Annotated in this window: 18 protein-coding genes; 13 read left to right on the top strand and 5 right to left on the bottom strand. The window is 71.4% G+C overall.

Features of this window, described 5'->3' with window-relative positions; translation table 11 throughout:
- Positions 1–290: 290 nt before the first annotated feature.
- Positions 291–1,451 carry an L-rhamnose isomerase gene (gene rhaI, locus ACFYNL_RS20615; protein WP_388805390.1) on the bottom strand — a complete coding sequence of 387 codons (1,161 nt, stop codon included), beginning with the start codon at positions 1,449–1,451 and terminating at the stop codon, positions 291–293.
- A 283-nt stretch (positions 1,452–1,734) separates the two neighbouring features.
- On the opposite strand from rhaI, the gene ACFYNL_RS20610 reads away from it, so the two are divergent.
- From ACFYNL_RS20610 to ACFYNL_RS20560, 11 genes are all read left to right on the top strand, one after another.
- The gene (locus tag ACFYNL_RS20610; protein ID WP_388805387.1) at positions 1,735–3,252 is read left to right on the top strand and encodes a sugar ABC transporter ATP-binding protein; all 1,518 of its coding nucleotides are present in this window, start codon (positions 1,735–1,737) and stop codon (positions 3,250–3,252) included.
- Positions 3,249–4,289 carry an ABC transporter permease gene (locus ACFYNL_RS20605; protein WP_388805384.1) on the top strand — a complete coding sequence of 347 codons (1,041 nt, stop codon included), beginning with the start codon at positions 3,249–3,251 and terminating at the stop codon, positions 4,287–4,289. The genes ACFYNL_RS20610 and ACFYNL_RS20605 overlap by 4 nt, the downstream gene beginning before the upstream one ends.
- The gene (locus ACFYNL_RS20600; RefSeq protein ID WP_388805381.1) at positions 4,282–5,259 is read left to right on the top strand and encodes an ABC transporter permease; all 978 of its coding nucleotides are present in this window, start codon (positions 4,282–4,284) and stop codon (positions 5,257–5,259) included. The genes ACFYNL_RS20605 and ACFYNL_RS20600 overlap by 8 nt, the downstream gene beginning before the upstream one ends.
- Before the next feature lie 106 nt (positions 5,260–5,365).
- Positions 5,366–6,445, top strand: a complete 1,080-nt coding sequence (gene rhaS / locus ACFYNL_RS20595; RefSeq protein WP_388805378.1) for a rhamnose ABC transporter substrate-binding protein — start codon at positions 5,366–5,368, stop codon at positions 6,443–6,445.
- 40 nt (positions 6,446–6,485) lie between these two features.
- A complete protein-coding gene (locus tag ACFYNL_RS20590; RefSeq protein WP_388805375.1) occupies positions 6,486–6,806 on the top strand; it encodes an L-rhamnose mutarotase in 321 nt (106 codons plus the stop codon).
- 95 nt (positions 6,807–6,901) lie between these two features.
- Positions 6,902–8,332 (top strand): BNR repeat-containing protein, encoded by a 1,431-nt coding sequence (locus tag ACFYNL_RS20585; protein ID WP_388805372.1) that lies wholly within the window; start codon positions 6,902–6,904, stop codon positions 8,330–8,332.
- 88 nt (positions 8,333–8,420) lie between these two features.
- Positions 8,421–9,446, top strand: coding sequence for a LacI family DNA-binding transcriptional regulator (locus tag ACFYNL_RS20580; RefSeq protein WP_388805369.1), 1,026 nt, complete (start codon positions 8,421–8,423; stop codon positions 9,444–9,446).
- A 132-nt stretch (positions 9,447–9,578) separates the two neighbouring features.
- Positions 9,579–10,880 carry an alpha/beta fold hydrolase gene (locus ACFYNL_RS20575; protein WP_388805366.1) on the top strand — a complete coding sequence of 434 codons (1,302 nt, stop codon included), beginning with the start codon at positions 9,579–9,581 and terminating at the stop codon, positions 10,878–10,880.
- Positions 10,881–10,908: 28 nt separating this feature from the next.
- On the top strand, positions 10,909–11,652 hold the full coding sequence (locus ACFYNL_RS20570) for a PIG-L deacetylase family protein (protein ID WP_388805363.1): 744 nt from the start codon (positions 10,909–10,911) through the stop codon (positions 11,650–11,652).
- Between the two features lie 61 nt (positions 11,653–11,713).
- A complete protein-coding gene (locus ACFYNL_RS20565) occupies positions 11,714–12,631 on the top strand; it encodes a sigma-70 family RNA polymerase sigma factor (RefSeq protein ID WP_388805360.1) in 918 nt (305 codons plus the stop codon).
- Between the two features lie 34 nt (positions 12,632–12,665).
- Positions 12,666–13,496, top strand: coding sequence for a pentapeptide repeat-containing protein (locus ACFYNL_RS20560; protein ID WP_388805357.1), 831 nt, complete (start codon positions 12,666–12,668; stop codon positions 13,494–13,496).
- On the opposite strand, the gene ACFYNL_RS20555 is transcribed toward ACFYNL_RS20560, so the two are convergent.
- Entirely contained in the window at positions 13,458–15,005 is a 1,548-nt protein-coding gene (locus tag ACFYNL_RS20555; RefSeq protein WP_388805354.1) for a cytochrome P450, read from the bottom strand. The genes ACFYNL_RS20560 and ACFYNL_RS20555 overlap by 39 nt on opposite strands.
- A gap of 108 nt (positions 15,006–15,113) precedes the next feature.
- Here ACFYNL_RS20555 and ACFYNL_RS20550 point away from each other — a divergent pair, with 108 nt between their 5' ends.
- Both ACFYNL_RS20550 and ACFYNL_RS20545 read left to right on the top strand, forming a co-directional pair.
- The gene (locus ACFYNL_RS20550) at positions 15,114–15,722 is read left to right on the top strand and encodes a TetR/AcrR family transcriptional regulator (RefSeq protein ID WP_388805351.1); all 609 of its coding nucleotides are present in this window, start codon (positions 15,114–15,116) and stop codon (positions 15,720–15,722) included.
- A gap of 107 nt (positions 15,723–15,829) precedes the next feature.
- Positions 15,830–16,555 (top strand): DUF2470 domain-containing protein, encoded by a 726-nt coding sequence (locus tag ACFYNL_RS20545; RefSeq protein WP_388805348.1) that lies wholly within the window; start codon positions 15,830–15,832, stop codon positions 16,553–16,555.
- Here the strand turns inward: ACFYNL_RS20545 and ACFYNL_RS20540 are convergent.
- From ACFYNL_RS20540 to ACFYNL_RS20530, 3 genes are all read right to left on the bottom strand, one after another.
- Positions 16,523–17,740: a lactonase family protein gene (locus ACFYNL_RS20540; RefSeq protein WP_388805345.1), complete on the bottom strand. Its 1,218-nt coding sequence runs from the start codon at positions 17,738–17,740 to the stop codon at positions 16,523–16,525. The two genes, ACFYNL_RS20545 and ACFYNL_RS20540, sit on opposite strands and share 33 nt — an antisense overlap.
- Before the next feature lie 125 nt (positions 17,741–17,865).
- Entirely contained in the window at positions 17,866–18,927 is a 1,062-nt protein-coding gene (locus tag ACFYNL_RS20535) for a hypothetical protein (RefSeq protein ID WP_388805342.1), read from the bottom strand.
- Between the two features lie 42 nt (positions 18,928–18,969).
- A complete protein-coding gene (locus tag ACFYNL_RS20530) occupies positions 18,970–20,226 on the bottom strand; it encodes an aromatic acid exporter family protein (RefSeq protein ID WP_388805339.1) in 1,257 nt (418 codons plus the stop codon).
- Positions 20,227–20,281 lie beyond the last annotated feature (55 nt).

Below are 20,281 nucleotides of genomic sequence, written 5' to 3'. Positions count from 1 at the left end.
CCTGTCTGGGAGAAGGTGCGGATACGCCCTCAGGGGGCGCGGGGAGCCGCGCGACCGGCCGCATACCGGCCCGCAGCCCGAAGACGACAGATCTCGGCGGACGCCCAGGGTCTGTCGTTCGGATCAGGTCGGCTGGGAGGAACTGCGCCTCTCGGCCCACCCGAGCGGGGTCTGGTGCGTGCAGCTGCAAGGCGGAGGAGGGCGCCGATGCGGAGCATCGGCAACCGACGACAATGCGGCAGATGCGCGTGCCGGCCCCCGCGACGCCGGCCTGATCCAAACGACAGGCCCTATGCCCCCCACCCGGCCTGCTGCCCGCCGACCCGCTCGGCAACGATCTTCTCGGCCCACCCGGACCGCCGGTACGCCGCCATGGGCTCGGGGTCCAGCCCCATCTCCTGCCGCACCTCACGCAGCAGCGGACGCACGTCCGTGTCATAGGCGTCCATCAGCACGGCGTTCGCCTCCAGCACGTCCCCGGCGGCCTGCGCCGCGGCCAACGCCTCCCGGTCGACGAGCAGCGCCTTCGCGGTGGCCTCCTGCACGTTCATCACGGACCGGATGATCGCCGGGATCTTCGCCTCGATGTTGTGGCACTGGTCGAGCATGAACGCGACCTCGGGGGAGAACCCGCCCCCACGCACGACCTCGTACATGATCCGGAACAGCTGGAACGGGTCCGCGGCGCCCACCATCAGGTCGTCGTCCGCGTAGAAGCGCGAGTTGAAGTCGAACCCGCCGAGCCTGCCCTCCCGCAGCAGTGTCGCGACGATGAACTCGATGTTGGTGCCGGGCGCGTGATGCCCGGTGTCCACCACGACCTGCGCCTTCGGTCCGAGCTTCAGGCAGTGGGCGTACGCCGTCCCCCAGTCCGGCACGTCCGTCGTGTAGAAGGCCGGTTCGAAGAACTTGTACTCCAGCAGCATCCGCTGTCCGTCCCCGAGCCGCTCGTACACCTCGGCCAGCCCTTCGGCCAGCCGGTCCTGGCGGGCCCGGATGTCGTCCTGTCCGGGATAGTTCGTACCGTCCGCGAACCACAGCTTCAGATCCCGCGAGCCCGTCGCGTCCATGATGTCGACGCACTCCAGCAGGTGATCGACGGCCTTGCGCCGCACCCGCGCGTCCGGATGGCAGATGCTGCCGAGCCGGTAGTCGTCGTCCTGGAACGTGTTCGAGTTGATCGCGCCCAGCTTCACGCCGCGCTCCTCGGCGTGCTTGGCCAGCGCCGAGTAGTCGTCGACCGAGTCCCACGGGATGTGCAGGGCGACGGTGGGGGCGACGCCGGTGAACTCGTGCACCTTCGAGGCGTCGTCCACCTTCTCCTGCGGTGTCCGCGGAACGCCCTGCTGGGCGAACACCTTGAACCGCGTCCCCGAGTTCCCGTACGCCCACGACGGCGTTTCGACTGCCTGGGTCTTGAGTGCGGCCTTCACGGCGGCGAGCTCGGTCACGAAGGGCTCCTGTGACGTCGGGACGTAAGTCGGACGGTAGGCGTGCTGAAAGGTGTCGCTGTGAAACGATTCAAGACGGGAACGTATGAGTCGGTCGAGGGGGTGTCAACCCCCGTGGTCAAGCCTGTTCGCCGTGGCTCGACCGTTACTTCGCCCGTCGAAACTTTTTCGACACGGACCCATTGACGTGACATGCGCTCCATGTCTAACGTCCCGGCCAACCAAGTTGAAACCTTTCACGACGTCGGGAGGGCCGCCCCGCCGGCGTCGTCGAGGAGCCCCCATGACCCACCCGTCCACCACGGGTCCGGCCCCGGTTCTCGCGCTCAGGGACATCTCGAAGTCCTTCGGCGCGGTCCGCGCCCTGAGGGACGTCTCCCTGGAGCTGTTCCCCGGGGAGGTGCACGCCCTCGCCGGCGAGAACGGCGCGGGCAAGTCCACCCTCATCAAGACGCTCGCCGGCGTGCACCGGCCCGACGCGGGCCAGGTGCTGCTCGACGGTGAGCCGGTCGTCTTCCACGGCCCCGGCGACGCCCGCGACGCCGGCATCGCGGTGATCTACCAGGAGCCGACCCTGTTCCCGGACCTGTCGATCGCCGAGAACATCTTCATGGGCCGCAGGCCCAAGCGCTCCCTCGGCCGGATCGACCACAAGGCCACGCACGCCGCCACCCTCGCCCTGATGCGGCGGCTCGGCGTCGAGCTCGACCCCGACCGCCCCGCACGCGGCCTGTCCATCGCGGACCAGCAGATCGTCGAGATCGCCAAAGCGCTCTCGTTCGACGCCCGCGTCCTCATCATGGACGAGCCGACCGCCGCCCTCACCGGCAGCGAGGTCGCCCGCCTCTTCGCGGTCGTGCGCACCCTGCGCGAACAGGGCGCCGCCGTCCTCTTCATCTCCCACCGGCTGGAGGAGATCTTCCAGATCTGCCAGCGGGTCACCACCCTGCGCGACGGTGCCTGGATCGCCGGCGAACCGCTCGCCGGCATGACAGAGGACGACCTCGTGCGCCGCATGGTCGGCCGCGACCTCGACGAGCTGTACCCCAAGCAGGACGTGAAGCCGGGCGAGGTCGCCCTGAGCGTGCGCCGCCTGACCCGCGAGGGCGTCTTCACCGACGTCTCCTTCGAGGTGCGGCGCGGTGAGATCGTCGGTCTCGCGGGGCTCGTCGGCGCGGGCCGTACCGAGGTCGCGCGGGCCGTGTTCGGCATCGACCGCTGGGACGCCGGCGAGGTCACCGTGGACGGCAAGGCGCTGACCAACGGCGCCCCGTCGACCGCCATGGCCTCCGGCCTCGCGCTCGTCCCCGAGGACCGGCGCGCCCAGGGCCTGGTGATGGACATGTCCATCGAGCGCAACATCGGCCTCACCGGGCTGCGTACGACCGTCAGGGCGGGGCTGATGGACCGCGGTGCCGAACGCAGCCGCTCCCTCGACTGGGCCGTCAAACTCCAGGTGAAATACGCCCGGATCGCCGACGCCGTGTCGACCCTGTCGGGCGGCAACCAGCAGAAGGTCGTCCTCGCCAAGTGGCTCGCCACCGGCCCCAAGGTGCTCATCGTCGACGAACCGACCCGGGGCATCGACGTCGGTACCAAGGCCGAAGTGCACCGGCTCCTGGGCGAGTTGGCCGCCGACGGGGTCGCCGTCCTGATGATCTCCTCCGACCTGCCCGAGATCCTCGGCATGGCCGACCGCGTGCTCGTGATGCACGAGGGCCGCCTCACCGCCGAGATCCCGCGCTCCGACGCCACCGAGGAGACCGTGATGGCCGCGGCCACCGGGAGGGCCGCCGCATGACGGTGATCACTCCCGAAAAGACTCCCGTGACCGACGTACCCGAATCCAGCGGCGCCCGCCTCGTCGACCGCGTCTTCAAGATGCGCGAACTCGCCATCCTGGCCGTCTTCGTGGTGATGATCGTCGTCACCCAGCTGGGCAACAGCCAGTTCCTCACCGAGCAGGGCATCAAGGACCTGCTCCTGAACGCGACGATCCTCGTCCTGGTCGCCACGGGTCAGTCCCTGGTGGTGATCACACGCAATGTCGACCTCTCGGTCGGCTCCACGCTCGGCATCAGCGCCTTCGCCGCCGGCGTCCACCTCCAGGGCGGCGGGAACCCGGTCGTGGCCGTGCTCCTGGCGGTCCTGACGGGCGTCGGCTTCGGTCTGCTCAACGGCCTGCTCGTCAGCCTCGGCCAGGTGCCCGCCCTCGTCGTCACCCTCGGCACCCTCTACATCATCCGCGGCATCGACTCCATCTGGGTCGGCTCCCGGCAGATCGTCGCCTCCGCTCTCCCGGACGGCTTCGTCGACTTCGGCTCCGGCGGCATCCTCGCGGTGCCGTACCTGGCGCTGATCGCCCTCGCCGTCCTGATCGCGACCGCCTACTACCTCAAGCACTTCGGCAGCGGTCGCGAGCTCTACGCCCTGGGCTCCAACCCCGAGGCCGCCCGCCTGGCCGGCATCCCGGTGCGCAAGCGGATCCTCGCCGCGTACACCTTCTGCGGAGCGCTGGCCGGCCTCGCGGGTGCGCTGTACCTGGCCCGCTTCGGCAACGTCGACTCCAGCACCGGCAACGGCTACGAACTCACCGTGGTCAGCGCGGTCGTCGTCGGGGGCGTGGTCTTCACCGGCGGCTCCGGCAGCGTCTACGGCGCGGCGCTCGGCGCGCTGCTGCTGACCTCCATCAACAGCGTGCTGCCCGCCCTGGGGGTCAGCTCCGTCTGGGTGCTCGCCATCAACGGCCTCCTGCTCATCCTCGCCATAGCGGTCGACCGGATCGTCGCGCTGCGCGTGGCCTCCGCCCTGAAGAAGAGGAACGCCCGCCATGGCTGACTCGTCGCTCGCGCGCGCCGTTCGCTGGGACACCGTCGTCGGCGCCCTCCTGATCGTCGTCCTGTTGCTGTCCTTCGGATTCGTCGACGGCTTCGGCAACGCCCTCAACCTGTCGTTCCTGATCGGCAACACGCTGCCCATCGCGCTGGTCGCCCTGCCGATGACCCTGCTCGTGGTCTCCGGTGAGATCGACCTGTCGGTGGCCTCCACGGCCGGGCTCTCGGGGGCCGTGATGGGCGCCCTGTGGAACCAGGGCATGACGATCGAGACCATCATCCCGATCTGTCTGCTGCTCGGCGTCGGGTGCGGACTGGTCAACGGCCTGCTGGTGACCAAGCTGGGCCTGCCGTCCCTCGCCGTCACCATCGGCACCCTCGCCGCCTACCGGGGCATCGCGCAGATCGTCCTCGGCTCGAACGCGGTCACCGACTTCCCCACCCCGTACCTGGACTTCGCGGCCGGCCGCATCGGTGACACCTTCGTCCCGGACGCCTTCCTGCCCTTCCTCGTCCTGCTCGCGATCGCCGTGGTCGCCCTGCACGCCACCGCGTTCGGGCGGTCTTTGTTCGCGATCGGCGCGAGCGAGGAGGCCGCGCGGTTCGCCGGGATCCGGGTCAAGCGGCAGAAGCTGATCCTGTTCACGGTGACCGGTCTGATGGCCTCCCTCACCGGCATCTTCTGGGCCCTGCACTACGCCAGTGCCCGCTACGACAACGCCACCGGTCTCGAACTGTCCGTCGTGGCCGCCGTCCTGCTGGGCGGTATCGACTTCGACGGGGGCAAGGGCACGCTCGGCGGCGCGATCGCGGGAGTCTTCCTGCTCGGCGCGCTGCAGAACGTGATGAGCCTCCAGGACGTCTCCGCCCAGTCGCAGATCGTCGTCACCGGCGTCCTGCTCGTCCTCTCCGTGCTCGGCCCCAGGGTCGCGCGCCAGATCTCGGTGGCGAGGGCGGGCCGCAGAGCCGCGTGAACGCTCCGCCGGAAAGGCCGTTCTGAACACCGTGGACCGTCTGCGGCCGGTCGCGCGGTCCCCACGCCCCCAGGGCACCCACTCACCTTCGTCAAGAGGATCCGCCATGCGCAAGTCATCCCTCCGCCGTGCCTCCGCCGGCCTCGCCGCCGTCACCTCCCTCGCCCTCGCCCTCACCGCCTGCGGCGGCACCACCAAGGAGGACGTGAAGAACGAGGGCGCCTCCGCCGCCGCCGGCGGCAAGGCCGACCCCGACGCCGAACTGAAGAAGGGCCTGACCGTCGGCTTCCTGCCCAAGCAGGTCAACAACCCCTACTTCACCTCCGCCGACAAGGGCGGCGAGGCGGCCCTGAAGGAACTGGGTTCCAGCTACAAGGAGGTCGGCCCGTCCAGCGCGACCGACACCGCCGGCCAGGTCTCCTACGTCAACACGCTCACCCAGCAGCAGGTCGACGCGATGGCCGTCTCCGCGCAGGACCCGGGCGCCCTGTGCACCGCGCTCAAGCAGGCCATGAAGAACGGCATCAAGGTCGTCACCTACGACTCCGACACCACCGCCGACTGCCGCAACGCCTTCGTCTCGCAGGCCTCCGCGGAGGACCTCGGCCGCACCGAGGTGCAGCTGCTCGCCGAACAGATCGACTACAAGGGCGAGATCGCGATCCTCTCCGCCGCGCAGACCGCGACGAACCAGAACATCTGGATCGACTTCATGAAGAAGGAGCTCCAGGACCCGAAGTACAAGGACATCAAGCTCGTCAAGGTCGCCTACGGCGACGACGACGCCCAGAAGTCCTTCCAGCAGACCCAGGGCCTGCTCCAGGAGTACCCGAACCTGAAGGGGATCATCTCCCCGACCACCGTCGGCATCAAGGCCGCGGCCCAGTACCTGTCGGGCTCCAAGTACAAGGGCAAGGTCAAGCTGACCGGCCTCGGCACCCCCAACGACATGCGCAAGTACGTCAAGAACGGCACCGTCGAGGCGTTCGAGCTGTGGGACCCGGCGAAGCTCGGCGACCTCGCCGCCCGCGCCGCCGTCGCCCTGGTCTCCGGCCGGATCACCGGCAAGGAGGGCGAGACCTTCAAGGCCGGCGACAAGACCTACACCATCGGCAAGGACGGTGTGATCAGCCTCGGCAAGCCGACCGTCTTCGACGCCGAGAACATCGACCAGTACAACTTCTAGGGCCTCCAGGCCCCTTCGTCCCTTCGGGAGCTGGTACTTCATGCAGCGCGTCTGCTTCCTCCTCAAGGTCCGTGAGGACCGGATCGCCGAGTACCGCGAACGCCATGCCGCCGTGTGGCCGGAGATGCTCCAAGCGCTCTCGGCCACCGGCTGGCACAACTACTCCCTCTTCCTGCGCGACGACGGCCTGCTCGTCGGCTACCTGGAGACCGAGGACTTCGAGGCCGCGAAGGCCGCCATGGAGGCCACCGAGGTCAACGCCCGCTGGCAGGCCGAGATGGGGGAGTTCTTCGAGGCTCTCGACGGCGCTCGACCGGACGAGGCGATGAAGCCGCTCACCGAGGTGTTCCACCTCGCCTGACACCCCCGTGTTCCACCTCGCCTGACACCCCCGCTCCGCCCCACTTCCCCCGCTCCGCCCCTCCACGCACCTCGCCGACCAGGGAGTCCCCCGAGATGAAGAGACGTACGCTGCTGGGCGCCGCATTCGCAGGAGCCGTCGTGACCCCAGCCCTCGCCTCCGGTACTGCCCGCGCCGCCGACCCGGGCCCGTCCGTCACCCTGGCCGGCACCACCACGCTCGACACGCAGGCCATCTACTTCGTGTCGTACGACGGCCTGGTCAACAACAACTCCTTCCAGAAGAACGGCCTGCTGACCTACAAGGGCCACCAGTACGCCGTCTGGTACACCGCCGACCGCAACGCCGTCGTCGGCCGCCGCGCGCTCGGCTCGCACACCTGGTCCACGGTCAAGGTCGGCCATACCCTGCGCTACAACGACTCCCACAACGTCATCTCGATGGGGATCTCCAAGGTCGACGGCCGACTCCACCTCAACATGGACTCGCACAGCGACGGCTTCACCTACGTCAAGTCGGTCGCCGGCCTCATGGACGATCCGGCCGGCCTGAGCTGGACCGCGAGCCGCTTCGGCGCGCCCCGCTCCACCCTGGACGGCCTCGCGCTCACCTCGCAGTTCACCTACCCACAGTTCGTCTCCACCCCCGACGGCAAGCTTCAGCTCAGCTACCGGGTCGCCGTCTCCGGCAACGGCCGCAACGCCCTCGCGGAGTACGACGGTTCGAGGTGGACCGACCTGGGCGAGTGGAGCAGCTCCACGGGGACGTACACCAGCGAGCACGGCTCCTCCACCGCCCGCAACATGTACCTGCACGGCATCGACTACGACCGGGGCGGCAGGCTGCACTCCTTCTTCACCTGGCGCGAGCAGAACGGCGCCGTGATGTGCTCCGGCGGCGGCATCACCAACCACGACACCGGCTACGTCTACTCCGACGACCGCGGCCGCACCTGGCGCAACGACGCCGGCACCGTCGTCGGTGTCACCGGCGGCTCGGACAAGGTGTCCGTGAACGACGCCGGCCTGGTCGTGGACCCGCTCAACCCCGACCACTCCCTGATGAACCAGGAGAGCCAGTTCACCGACTCCGCCGGCCGGCCGCACGCGATCATCAGCTACGTCCCCGGCCGCTTCGGCCAGTGCACCACGAACTACGTCGCCGACCGGACGCGCAACGGCCGCGCCTTCCACGTCCGCAAGAACGCCTCCGGCAGCTGGCAGAAGACCGAGATCCCGGTCCCGCTCAACTCCAGCCAGCGCACCAAGCTGATCCTGGACAAGTACGACAACGCGTACGCGATCTTCCCGTTCTGCCGTATAGCCGGCGCCTCCAAGGCCTCCGGGTACACGGACTGGACGGTGCTGTACGACGGTGTCGCCGCCGGGCTGAGCGCCTTCGGCGAGGTCGTGATCGACGAGACCCGCGTCGGGCAGGACCACTTCCTGTCGATCATGTACCAGGAGAAGTCCGGCGGTACGACGCCTTCGGCGCTGCGTAACCTCGACTTCCGTCTGCCCGCCTGATCGCAGCCGTGCTGGGCGGTGTGACGGTAATGTGAAGGCCTTCCCGCCGCCCCGCGTCCCAACCGTTCTTCCTGGAGGTCCCTGCCCGATGGCCCAGTCGGTGGGTATCAAGGACGTCGCCCGCGCCGCCGGAGTCTCCGTCGGCACGGTCTCGAACGTCATCAACCGTCCGGACTCGGTCGCCACCGAGACCCGGGCGCGGGTGCAGTCCGCGATAGACCGGCTGGGCTATGTCCGCAGCGAGTCCGCGCGTCAGCTGCGCGCGGGCCGCAGCCGGATCATGGGGCTGCTCGTCCTCGACATGGGCAACCCCTTCTTCGTCGACGTCGCGCGTGGCGCCGAGCGGGCCGCGCGGGCGGCCGGGCTCGGCGTGATGGTCTGCAACAGCGCGCAGAGCGCGAGCGAGGAGGCCGAGTACCTGTCGCTCTTCGCCGAACAGCGGGTGCGCGGCGTCCTGCTGACCCCGGCCGACGCCACCGGCCGCAACATCGAGACGTTCCGGCGGCACAACATCCCCTTCGTGCTCGTCGACCGGGTCGCCGAGGGCACCACCGAGTGCTCGGTCTCCGTGGACGACGTCGCCGGCGGCGCCCTGGCCGTACGCCATCTCGTCGACGCCGGGCACCGCTCCATCGCCTACGTCAGCGGGCCGCCCGGTCTGAACCAGGTCAGCGACCGCCGCACCGGCTCCCTGAACGCACTGGAGGAGGCCGGCCTCGGGCCCGAGCACCTGCGCGAACTGCCCACCGAGCGGCTCGACGTCGCCGCCGGCCGGGACGCCGGCGCCCGACTGCTCGGCCTCGCCGAGCGCCCCACCGCCGTCTTCTGCGCCAACGACCTGCTCGCTCTCGGCGTCCTGCAGGCCATGTACGCCGCCGGCGTCAGCGTCCCCGACGACCTCGCGATCGTCGGCTACGACGACATCGAGTTCGCCGCCGCCGCGGCCGTCCCCCTCACCTCCGTACGGCAGCCCGCGGTCACCATGGGCACCCTCGCGGCGGAGATGCTGCTGGAGGAGACGGAGGAGGAGACCGGGGCGAAGAAGCACGAGCACCGGCGTGTGGTCCTCCAACCCGAGCTGGTGGTGCGGCGGTCGAGCCTGTCGGCCCGCTGAGCCCACGTCGGCCGGGGCCCGCACCCGCTGATCCCGCGTTCAGCGGGGTTTCATGATCCCGAGGGCTCGGACGCGGACGAACATGTGCTGAACTGGGACGCGGCCCGAAAACCATCCGCCCCGGGAGCCCCGTTGACCGTCAGCTACCGCCAGCCCGGCGTCGTCCTCACCGACCGCCACTTCACCGTGCCCCTCGACCACGACACCCCGGCGGGGGAGACGATCGAGCTCTACGCCCGTGAGGTCGTCGCGAGCGACAAGACGCACCAGGACCTGCCCTGGCTGGTCTACCTCCAGGGCGGCCCCGGCTTCGGCGCCAACCGCTTCGTCGGCAAGGGCGCCTGGCTGGGCCGCGCCCTCAAGGAGTACCGCGTCCTGCTTCTCGACCAGCGCGGCACCGGGCACTCCACCCCCGCCAACCGCCAGACGCTCCCGCTGCGCGGGGGCCCCGCCGCCCAGGCCGACTACCTCACGCACTTCCGTGCCGACTCGATCGTCCGCGACTGCGAGGCGATCCGCCGCCAGGTGACGGGCGGCGCCCCCTGGACCGTGCTCGGCCAGAGCTTCGGCGGCTTCTGCACCGTCACCTACCTCTCCACCGCCCCCGAGGCGCTGTCCGGCGCCGTCATCACCGGCGGTCTGCCCTCCCTCGACGCCCACGCCGACGACGTCTACCGCGCCGCCTACCCGCGCATCGAGCGCAAGGTGGCCGCGCACTACGCCCGCTACCCCCAGGACGTCGAGCGCGCCCGCCGGATCGCCGACCACCTCCTCGCCAACGAGGTGGTCCTACCGGGCGGTTACCGCCTCACCGCCGAGGCCTTCCAGTCCCTCGGCATCCTCCTCGGCGGCAGCGAGGGCAGCCACCGCCTGCACTACCTCCTGGAGAACGCCTTCGTCCACACCCCGCAGGGCCCGGCCCTCTCCGACGCCTTCCAGGAGGAGGTCCAGGGCCTGCTGTCGTACGCGAGCCACCCGCTGTACGCCCTCGTCCACGAGGCCATCTACGGCCAGGACGCCCGCCCCACCGCCTGGTCCGCCGAGCGCGTGCGCGCCGAGTTCCCGCAGTTCGACGCGGCCAAGACGCTCGCGGGCGACGGACCGCTGCTGTTCACCGGCGAGACCATCCACCCCTGGATGTTCGACTGCGACCCGGCCCTGCGCCCGCTGCGCGAGACGGCCGAACTCCTCGCCGCCCGCACCGACTGGAAGCCCCTCTACGACCGCACGCGCCTGGCCGCCAACGAGGTCCCGGTCGCGGCGGCCGTGTACCACGACGACATGTACGTCGACACCGCGCACTCCCTCGCCACGGCACGCGCGATCCGCGGACTGCGGACCTGGGTCACCGACGAGTTCGAGCACGACGGCGTACGGGCCGGCGGCCCCCGTGTCCTGGACCGGCTGCTCGCGCTCGCCCGTGACGAAGCGTGATGTCGGTGCCACCGGTTAGTGTGCGGGCATGACCGAGCCGACGATCACTCAACTGAAGCCCATGCCCGAGGACTGGCAGCGCGCGCTCGCCGTCGTCGCGCACCCGGACGACCTGGAGTACGGCTGCTCGGCGGCGATCGCCGCCTGGACCGACGCCGGCCGTGAGGTCGCCTATGTCCTGGCCACGCGGGGGGAGGCCGGCATCGACACGCTGGAGCCCGCGAAGTGCGGTCCGCTGCGCGAGCGCGAGCAGCGGGCCAGCGCGGCGGTGGTCGGTGTGTCGGCGGTGGAGTTCCTCGACCACAAGGACGGCGTGATCGAGTACGGCACCGCGCTGCGCCGCGACATCGCCGCCGCGATCCGCCGGCACCGACCCGAGCTGGTGATCACCCTCAACCACCGGGACACCTGGGGCGGTGTCGCCTGGAACACGCCGGACCATGTGGCGGTCGGGCGCGCCACGCTGGACGCGGCCGGGGACGCCGGCAACCGCTGGATCTTCCCGGAACTCGTGGAGCAGGGCCTTCAGCCGTGGGACGGGGTCCGCTGGGTCGCCGTCGCGGGCTCCAGCGCACCCACGCACGCCGTGGACGCGACCGCCGGTCTGGAGCGTGCGGTGCGCTCACTGCTCGAACACCGCACCTACATCGAGGCGTTGACGGACGAGGACCCGCAGACGTACGCCCGCGGGTTCCTCACCGCGAACGCCGAGGCCACCGGTGAGCGCTTCGGCGGGAAGCCGGCCGTCGCCTTCGAGCTGTTCAGCCGGTAGCACCGCGTCGGCCTTCCGACGGACGCGGAAGACGCGAGGAGACACAAGGGGGACCGGGGACATGAGCAGCACGGACCGGCTGGCGGACCGCTTCGAGGAGCACCGAGGGCGTCTGCAGGCGGTCGCCTACCGCATGCTCGGCTCACTCGCCGAGGCGGAGGACGCCGTCCAGGAGAGCTGGCTCAAACTGAGCCGCAGCGACGCGGAAGCCATCGACAACCTCGGCGGCTGGCTGACCACCGTGGTCGGCCGGGTCTGCCTGGACATGCTGCGCTCGCGCACCCGGCGCCACGAGGAGCCGCTGGACGACACCTTCGTCCCGGACCCCGTGATCAGGCCGCTGTCCCAGGTCGACCCGGAACAGGAGGTGCTGCAGGCCGACTCGGTGGGCCTGGCCCTGCTGATCGTCCTGGAGACGCTGGAGCCCGCCGAGCGGATCGCGTTCGTACTCCACGACATGTTCGCGGTGCCGTTCGACGAGATCGCCCCCGTCGTGGAGCGCTCCTCCGCCGCGACCCGCCAGCTGGCGAGCCGGGCCCGGCGCCGGGTGCGGGGCGCCACCGCGTCGAGCGAGCCCGACCTCCGCAGGCAGCGGCAGGTCCTCGACGCCTTCATGGCGGCCGCCCGCGCCGGGGACTTCGAGGCCCTGCTCGCGGTCCTCGCCCCCGACGTCGTCCTGCGCGTCGACTCCGGGCCGCTGGCCGGCGGGGCGGCGGCGTCCAAACTGGTACGCGGTGGCAGGCGGGTGGCCGAACAGGCGATGCTGTTCCGGCAGTTCGCCCGGTACATGCGGCTCGCGCTCGTCAACGGCGCGATCGGGGTCGTCAACGCCCCCGAAGGCCGGCCGCTGTCGGTCATGGGCGTCACCGTCGTCGACGGCCGGATCACCGAGATGTACATCCTCGCCGACACGGAGCGGCTGGCCGCTCTCGACCTGTCCGACCTCGACGGCCCCGCGGGGCGGGAGATTCCTCGGTGAGCCGTCGTCTGCGGGCGGACATTAGGCTGATGGCATGAAAGATCACCCCGGTGCCCTCGCCGGTCTGCGCGGAGACTGCGCGAACTGCTTCGGGCTGTGCTGTGTGGCGCTGCCCTTCGCGGCCTCGGCGGACTTCGCCGTCGACAAGGACGCCGGTACCCCCTGCCGCAACCTCCGGGACGACCACCGCTGCGGCATCCACGCGCGGCTGAGGCAGCGGGGCTTCACCGGCTGCACCGTCTACGACTGCTTCGGCGCGGGCCAGAAGGTCTCGCGGAGCACCTTCGGCGGCCAGGACTGGCGCACCGGCTCCCCGGCGCACGCCCGCCGCATGTTCGAGGTCTTCCCGGTCGTCCGCCAGCTCCATGAACTGCTCTGGTACCTGACGGAGGCACTCACCCTGCCCGCCGCCCGCCCCCTCCACCCCGAGCTGCGCACGCTCCTCGCGACGACCGAGGCGCTCACCCTGCGGTCCCCCGAGGAGCTCGCGGAGGTGGACGTGGCCGCCCATCGGCAGAAGGTCAACGAGCTCCTGCTGAAGACCAGCGAGCTGGCACGGGCGGGCATGGGGGGACGCCGGAAGAACCGCCGGGGCGCGGACCTGATGGGCGCCCGGCTCAAGGGGGCCGATCTGCGCGGCGCCAACCTGCGCGGTGCCTACCTCATAGCCGCCGATCTGACCGGCGCCGACCTGCGCGGGGCGGACCTCATCGGCGCCGACCTGCGCGACACCGACCTCACGGACGCCGATCTGACGGGCGCCTTCTTCCTGACCCAGCCGCAGCTGAACGCGGCCCGCGGCGGTGCGGGCACCCGACTGCCCGCCTCAGTCAGCCGTCCCCTGCACTGGACAGGGGGCGTCTGAGGCCCGGCCCGCCACGGGCCCGGCCGCGGTGGACCGCGTGTCCGGCGCCACGGGCGCGGACTGCTCCGTGCCGGCCGCCGTCCGCCGCTCCAGGTGCAGCCGCAGCCCGTGTGGCATCAGCGTCAACCGCTCGGTCACCCGCAGCCGATAACCCGGGTCGGCCCGCAGGTCGTACCGGCGCAGCAGCAGTCCCAGCACCAGCGTGGCCTCGTGCAGCGCGAACTGCCTCCCGATGCACGCCCGCGCCCCGGTTCCGAACGGCTTGAAGGTGTGAGGTGGACGGGTCCGTACGGCCCCCGGATCGAAACGGTCCGGGTCGAACCGCTCGGCGTCCGGGCCCCACACCTCGGGGTCGCGGTGCAGCATCGCCGTGAGCACCAGCGCCCAGGCGCCCCGCCGCATCGGATGGGTCCCGTCGAGCACCGTGTCCTCGCGGGCCTCCCGGGCGAAGGCGGGCGCCGTCGGCCACAACCGCAGGGACTCGTCGAGTACGCGGCGCACGTACCGCAACCTCGCCACCTGTTCGTAACGGGGTGTCGCCGTGCCGCCCCACACGCGGTCCACCTCGGCGCGGGCCCGGGCGGCGACGTCCGGATGCCGGGAGAGGTAGTGCAGAGCGAAGGAGAGGGCGCCCGAGGTGGTCTCGTGCCCGGCCACCAGGAAGGTGATCACCTGGCGGCGCACGTTCTGCGGTGAGAGGCGTTCGCCCGTCTCCGGGTGGGCGGTCTCCAGCATCCGGTCCAGCAGGTCCCCGTCCCCGGGTCCGCCGGCCGTGCGGGCGCTGACCAGGTCGTCGACCGTGCGGTTCAGGTACGCGATGTCGGCGTCGTTGCGGCGCCCGGCCCGCCTCAGCAGGAAGGGCCAGGGCACGGCGTTGAGCCGCTGTGCGTGGCTGAGCGTGCCGACCATCGCCGTCACGAAGGGGTGCGGTCGGGATCGCTCGAAGGAGCCGAAGTCGTGGCCGAAGCCGGTACGGGCGATGGTCTCCAGGGTCAGCCTGGTCATGTCGCCGGGCACGTCCACCGCCCGGCCCGCCGCCAGCTCGCGGTCCCAGTGGTCCATGAGCCGGTCGGCCACGGCCAGCATCATCGGGTGGTAGCCGGCCATGGCGTCCCGGCTGAAGCCGGGGGCGAGGACGTCGTGCGCCAACTGCCAGTTCGGCTCGTGGTTGTACGCCGTGAACAGCCCGTCCTTGACGACCGGCCGCAGATTGGCGATGCCCAGTCCGACGTGCTTGGCGAACCGCGCCTCGTCCGCCATGTCGGCGGCGAGGCCGGCGCCCCACACGAACACGAACTCCTTGTCGAACGCCCTGCGCCGGAAGATCGGCCCCAACTGCCGCGCGAAGCGCAGGGAGTCCTGCACGGGCGTACGCCGGTCGGCGCCCAGGACGTCGCCGAGCAGCGGGAGCCGGTGCGGGGGGTGGGGTATGCGGTGCAGCTCCGGCCAGCCCTGCTCGGCGCTGCGGAAGCCCTTCGGCAGCCCGGTCCCTGTCGTCGTCTCCGCCATGGCGCGATCTCCCTCGATCAAGCGGCAGATTGAGCTAGTTGTACGTGGGTTCAATAACGCGCTCCAGTGTGGTCCCGTCGTTGAATCCACGTCAAGTAAAGTGCCGGCATGGCCGCGAACCAGGGCGAGCGCACCCGCCGCCGGCTCAGTACGGAGGAACGCCGTGAGCAGCTCCTCGCGGTGGGGGCGCGGCTGTTCTCGGAGAGCCCGTACGACGAGGTGTGGATCGAGCAGGTCGCCGAGATCGCCGGTGTCTCGCGCGGGCTGCTCTACCACTACTTCCCGACCAAGCGGGACTTCTTCGCGGCCGTCGTCGAGCGGGAGAGCGAGCGCATGCTGCGGATGACCGCGGCGGTGCCCGGGGTCGCGGTGCGCGAGCAACTCGCCGCGGGTCTCGACGCGTACCTGGAGTACGTCGAGGCGCACGCCCACGGTTACCGCGCCTTCCATCGTGCCGACGCTGCCGGCGACCAGGCCGTGCGCACGGTCTACCGGCGCGCACTGGCCGCACAGGAGAAGCAGATCCTGGCGGCTATGGCGGCGGACCCCGAGTTCGGCGCGGCCTTCGAGGAACGGCCCGATGTCCGGCTCGCCGTACGGGGCTGGCTGGCGTTCACCACCGCCGTCTGCCTGGAGTGGCTGCGGGACTCGGAGCTCTCCCGGGAGCAGGTGCGCGACCTGTGCGCCCGTGCCCTGCTCGGTGTCATCGCGCCCTGATCGCCTCCTTACGACGGCAAAGAGATCGCATGGGAACGACGCGGCAGGTTGGCGTGCGGCCCGATCTTCGGTAGGTTAGGTGAGGCTTACCTAATAGGAGGTACGGGATGGGTGACAGCCAAGCCTGGGCGGCCGCGCCTTCCGCGGCGGAACGGGCCCGGTCGGTGCTCGCCGCCGCGTGGTCCTGCGCGGTGACGGCGGAGGGCTGCCGCGAGGAACTCGTCGGCGCGCACACCGTGACCGAGGACGGTCGCGTCCTGGTGGACGTGCCGGAGGACAGCGCACTGCGAACGGCGGCGATCTGCGCACCCCGCGCGCAGCCCTCGGCCGTCCTGGAGTTCGCCGACGTCGCCCCCGTACCCGTGCGCAAGCGGATCCGCGCCCGGCTCTGGCTGTCCGGCTGGTTCACCCCCGAAGAGGGCGCACTCGCCTTCCAGGCCACCAGGATCGTGCTGCGCCGGCCGTCCGGCGCCGTGGTCGTCGACCTCGACGAGTTCGCCGCCGCCACGTCCGACCCGCTGGCCACCGCCGAGGCCCGGCTGCTCACCCACCTCGCCGACTGCCACCCGGACGCCGTCGAACGGCTCACCCGCCTCGTCGAGTCCGACAGCCTGCACGGCGCGGTACGCGTCCAGCCCCTCGCCGTCGACCGGCACGGACTGACGCTGCGCATCGAGCGCGTCCGCGCCCAGGGCGACGTACGCCTGCCCTTCCACCGCCCCGCCGACGACGTCGCCCAACTCACCGAGCGTATGCACGTCCTGCTCGCCCAGGCCAGCGCCGCCTCCTGCCCCCGCGCGCTACAGCGGCAGCGCGCAGACGGCGACGGGTGACGCGAACGGCTCACCCGCGAGCCGCAGCTCACCGCTGTCCTCGTCGACGTGGAAGACGCTGACGGTGCTCGACCGCTGGTTCGCCGCGAACAGCAGTGCGCCGTCCGGGGAGAGGGCGATCTGCCGCGGGAAGTCCCCGGCGACCGGCACCGTGCCGAGCAGGCTGAGCCGGGCGCCGTCCGACTCCACCGCGTAGCGCGCGAGGCTGTTGTGCCCCCGGTTGGCGAGGTAGGCGAAGCGGCCGTTCGGTGTCACCACGATCTGCGCCGGATGGTTGGTGACCGGGCCCGTCCCCGTGGACTGAGCGTCGCCGATCGTCAGCCGGCCCGTCCCGGGGTCGTACGAGCACACCGCGACCGTGTTGTCGACCTCGTTCGCCAGGTACGCGAACCGGCCGCCCGGATGGAAGGTGAGATGGCGCGGCCCGGCGCCCGGCTCGGTCCGTGCCCGTGCGACCGGGGTGAGCGTGCCCGCCCTCAGGTCGAGGCGGTAGCTGTACACGGTGTCCGTGCCCAGGTCGACGGCGAGCACATGGCCGCCGTCGGGGCTGGTGAGGACCTGGTGGGCGTGCGGGCCCTCCTGCCCGGGACCGGGCGGCGGACCGGAGTGCGTGACCAGGTCGGTGCGCTCGCCGAGCCCGCCCGAGGCGTCGATCGGGTGCACGGCCACACTGCCCCCGCCGTAGTTGGCGCTCAGCAGCCAGCGTCCGCTCGGATGCACCGACAGATGGCACGGTGCCGCCCCGCCGGTGCTCCGGCTCCCCAGGACCTTGCGGTCGGCAGGGCGGACCGCGGTCACGGCCCCGTCCTCGCGTTCGTCCACCGCGTACAGCGTGCGGCCGTTCGGGTGCGGTGCCAGGTACGAGGGGTCGCCCACGCCCTTGATCGTTCCGGCGCCGGTGACACGACCCGTGGCCGGGTCGTACGTGGCGAGACCGATGCCCGTGCCGCCGCCCTCGGCGGAGGTGTAGGTGCCGAGGTAGAGAGGGCGAGGTCCGGAGGGCGCACGGCTCTCGGCCCAGGCGCTCGGACGGGTCCCGGGCGTGCTCGACGCCGAGGCCGTGCCGGCCGGGTCCGCGGGCGCCGCCGCGTCGTCGCACGCCGTGGCCGCCGGGAGGCTCACGCCGGCGGCCGAGCCGGCGAGGGTTGCGACGAACCGGCGCCTGCTCAGTCCACCACTGCCCATGTCCACACCTCAGGTCGTCGCCTCGTCGCGGTCGCGACGGCCACCTTTGCGCGGATCACCGGTCGAGCGCAAGAACAGCAACGACCGTTGCGGCAGGTGCAACGGCAGTCAGGGTGCGGTGCCGTTCACCAGTCCCCGTCCTGCACCGGCTTGCCCGGCGCGTCCCCCAGCGGCGTCACCTGGCCGGGCGAGGGCGCATGCCAGGGCTCGTGGTCGTCACCGAGCCAGTCGCCGACCGGCTTCACCGCGCCCAGTGTGTCCGTCGGGGCGAGATCCTCGGCGTCCTGGTCGTAGTAGTCGAACCAGGGCAGCCCCGCACGCGTGTACGCCGCCCGGTCCACCGGCGACGGCGGGGGAGCCTCACCCGTGATCCGCCGCCACTCCGGAGGCGTCACCAGATGGACGAAGACCCGGCCGGCGGGACGGTCGGCCCAGTCCGACAGCGCACGGTCGTCCTGGTAGACCTCCTGACGCATCGAACCGCCGACGCCCAGACCCATGGCCGCGGCGGCCCGGGGTTGCCGGCTGCCGGGAGCGGCCGCGGGCGCCGGGACCGAGCCCGGGGCGGGCGGTGCCGCCATCGGCATGGCAGGGGCGCCGTATCCGCCGTACTGCGGCATCGCCCGCGCCTGCTCGGCCCGGCGCCGCTCCTCCTCACGCCACCGCGCCAGCCGGTCCTCCTTCAGCGGGAACGACTGCAGCTGCACGCCGCCCCACACCTCCTCGCCGGTGACCTGGCCCTCGACCGTCGCGCCCAGGCCCAGCGGCACCGCCACGAACTGGCGGACCGTGCCCTTGCCCGAGTTGATGCCGTCCAGCCACGGCTGGCGGGGCAGCACGACGTAGTTCTGCGGCTTGCGCGACAGCCGGTCGCTCCACGGCTTTCCGGAGACCGCGCACACCTTGCCCACCCCGACCTGGAGGGCCGCCGGCTCCGTGGTTCCTCCGAAGCTCAGCCACATCGCCTCCCGCAGGTACACCGGCAGCATCACACCACCGCGCGCCCGCCACGCCTCGGGAACCGAGTCCGCGTGATCCGCCACCCGCCGGACCGGGAACTCACCGAGCCCCGGCGGCAGCGGATGCGTGCCCGACTCGGGCAGCCGCAGCGTACGGATGAACCGCACCGCCGCACCGCCCGGCAGCCGCAGCGTGTTTCCGTCGATCCGTACGGTCGTGTCGGCCATCGGCCCGCTCCCTCGCGTCCGGCGCCGGCCCCGGCCCGGCGCTCACTGGCGAGAACGCCCGCTCATCCCGGTCCGGTTCCGCCACAGCTGCTCCTGGACGCCCATCCGCTCACGCAACCGGGTCAAACGCGGCATCCGCACCCGCTGCTCCTGCGACACGCGGTCCAGTTCCTCCAGCAGACGACGCGAGCGGTGCTCGGTGTCGAGCTCGTCGAGGATGCGGTTCACCTCGGTCAGGACGGCGCCGAGCAGTTGCCAGCGCTCCGTCTCCCGCTCCGACTCCTCACGCAGCAGCAGGGCGAGCTTGTCGCGGGTGCCCGCCGCCGTGCGCAGCTCCGCGCTGAGCCGGGACTCGGCCGCGTCGGCGTTGCTGCTGACATGCGTGGTGACCAGCACCGAGAAGCTGACCACCGCGTCGGCGATCTCGGACAGCAACTGCTCCAGGACCGTGCCCGTCTCCTTCGCGAACAGCGGCTCGGGCTCCCGGTCCTTCGCGAGGTCGGTGAGGGTGCGCGCGAGCACCCGCAGGACGACCGTGCAGATCTCCAGTGTGTCCAGCCCGGTGCGCAGTACGACCCGGTGCAGCAGCCCCTCGCGCACGCGCGGGTTGAGCCGCAGGCTGTCCTCCGCCTGCCTGAGCGCCGCGTCCACCTCCACGATGTCGTGGTCGAGCCGGCGCGCCTCGTGCAGCCGGGCCGCGGCCTGCTCGAACGGCTGTCGCCCGGCGGCCTCCTCACCGATGCGCAGCATCAACTGCCGCAGCCGGCGGGCCAGGTCCCCCAGTGACTCGCCGGCCTCGTCCACCCACACCGGCGGTGCGAGGAGCAGGTTGAAACCGAGCCCGACCACGGCGCCGATCAGCGTCTCCAGCACCCGCGCCCACGCCGTGTCCCCGACGGTGGTGACCCCGAGGACCAGCATCGCGCTGATCGCCACCTCGGGCACGTACTCGTTCACCCGCACGAGGTGCCCGACCCCCAGCGCGGCCACGATCAGCAGGGCGAGACTCCACCAGGTCAGGCCGACCAGGAGACTGAAGGCGATGGCCACCAGCACGCCGGCCACCACGGAGTTCACCCGGCGGATGCCGTTGGTGAGCGTGGCGTAGAAGGTGACCTGGACGACCAGCAGCGCTGTCAGGGGCGCGGTCAGCGGCGCCGCCTCCGGACTGAGCCGCAGCGCGATGACGTAGGCGATGGTCGCCGCGGCCGCCGACCGCAGCGTCTGGACGACCACGGGATCCCGGCGCAGCTTCCCGAGCCACTCCCGGAACTCCGTCGCCTCACTCACGTCTTGCATCCTCGGGTCGTTCCCTTTCCTCTTCCACAGACGCCTCCGGCGCACCGGTTGCGGA

This window comes from Streptomyces sp. NPDC007808, assembly GCF_042868655.1.
In the GTDB taxonomy this organism is placed as follows: Bacteria; Actinomycetota; Actinomycetes; order Streptomycetales; family Streptomycetaceae; genus Streptomyces.
The sequence above is the reverse complement of the archived record's forward strand: the minus strand, read 5'-3'. Positions and strand labels throughout refer to the sequence as shown.

What these genes read in the sequence shown, in the direction of transcription:
- ACFYNL_RS20610 (WP_388805387.1), top strand. Translation starts at nt 1,735, where the DNA reads ATGACCCACCCGTCCACCACGGGTCCGGCCCCGGTTCTCGCGCTCAGG.
- ACFYNL_RS20605 (WP_388805384.1), top strand. Translation starts at nt 3,249, where the DNA reads ATGACGGTGATCACTCCCGAAAAGACTCCCGTGACCGACGTACCCGAA.
- ACFYNL_RS20600 (WP_388805381.1), top strand. Translation starts at nt 4,282, where the DNA reads ATGGCTGACTCGTCGCTCGCGCGCGCCGTTCGCTGGGACACCGTCGTC.
- rhaS (WP_388805378.1), top strand. Translation starts at nt 5,366, where the DNA reads ATGCGCAAGTCATCCCTCCGCCGTGCCTCCGCCGGCCTCGCCGCCGTC.
- ACFYNL_RS20590 (WP_388805375.1), top strand. Translation starts at nt 6,486, where the DNA reads ATGCAGCGCGTCTGCTTCCTCCTCAAGGTCCGTGAGGACCGGATCGCC.
- ACFYNL_RS20585 (WP_388805372.1), top strand. Translation starts at nt 6,902, where the DNA reads ATGAAGAGACGTACGCTGCTGGGCGCCGCATTCGCAGGAGCCGTCGTG.
- ACFYNL_RS20580 (WP_388805369.1), top strand. Translation starts at nt 8,421, where the DNA reads ATGGCCCAGTCGGTGGGTATCAAGGACGTCGCCCGCGCCGCCGGAGTC.
- ACFYNL_RS20570 (WP_388805363.1), top strand. Translation starts at nt 10,909, where the DNA reads ATGACCGAGCCGACGATCACTCAACTGAAGCCCATGCCCGAGGACTGG.
- ACFYNL_RS20565 (WP_388805360.1), top strand. Translation starts at nt 11,714, where the DNA reads ATGAGCAGCACGGACCGGCTGGCGGACCGCTTCGAGGAGCACCGAGGG.
- ACFYNL_RS20560 (WP_388805357.1), top strand. Translation starts at nt 12,666, where the DNA reads ATGAAAGATCACCCCGGTGCCCTCGCCGGTCTGCGCGGAGACTGCGCG.
- ACFYNL_RS20555 (WP_388805354.1), bottom strand. Translation starts at nt 15,005, where the DNA reads ATGGCGGAGACGACGACAGGGACCGGGCTGCCGAAGGGCTTCCGCAGC.
- ACFYNL_RS20550 (WP_388805351.1), top strand. Translation starts at nt 15,114, where the DNA reads ATGGCCGCGAACCAGGGCGAGCGCACCCGCCGCCGGCTCAGTACGGAG.
- ACFYNL_RS20545 (WP_388805348.1), top strand. Translation starts at nt 15,830, where the DNA reads ATGGGTGACAGCCAAGCCTGGGCGGCCGCGCCTTCCGCGGCGGAACGG.
- ACFYNL_RS20540 (WP_388805345.1), bottom strand. Translation starts at nt 17,740, where the DNA reads ATGGGCAGTGGTGGACTGAGCAGGCGCCGGTTCGTCGCAACCCTCGCC.
- ACFYNL_RS20535 (WP_388805342.1), bottom strand. Translation starts at nt 18,927, where the DNA reads ATGGCCGACACGACCGTACGGATCGACGGAAACACGCTGCGGCTGCCG.
- ACFYNL_RS20530 (WP_388805339.1), bottom strand. Translation starts at nt 20,226, where the DNA reads ATGCAAGACGTGAGTGAGGCGACGGAGTTCCGGGAGTGGCTCGGGAAG.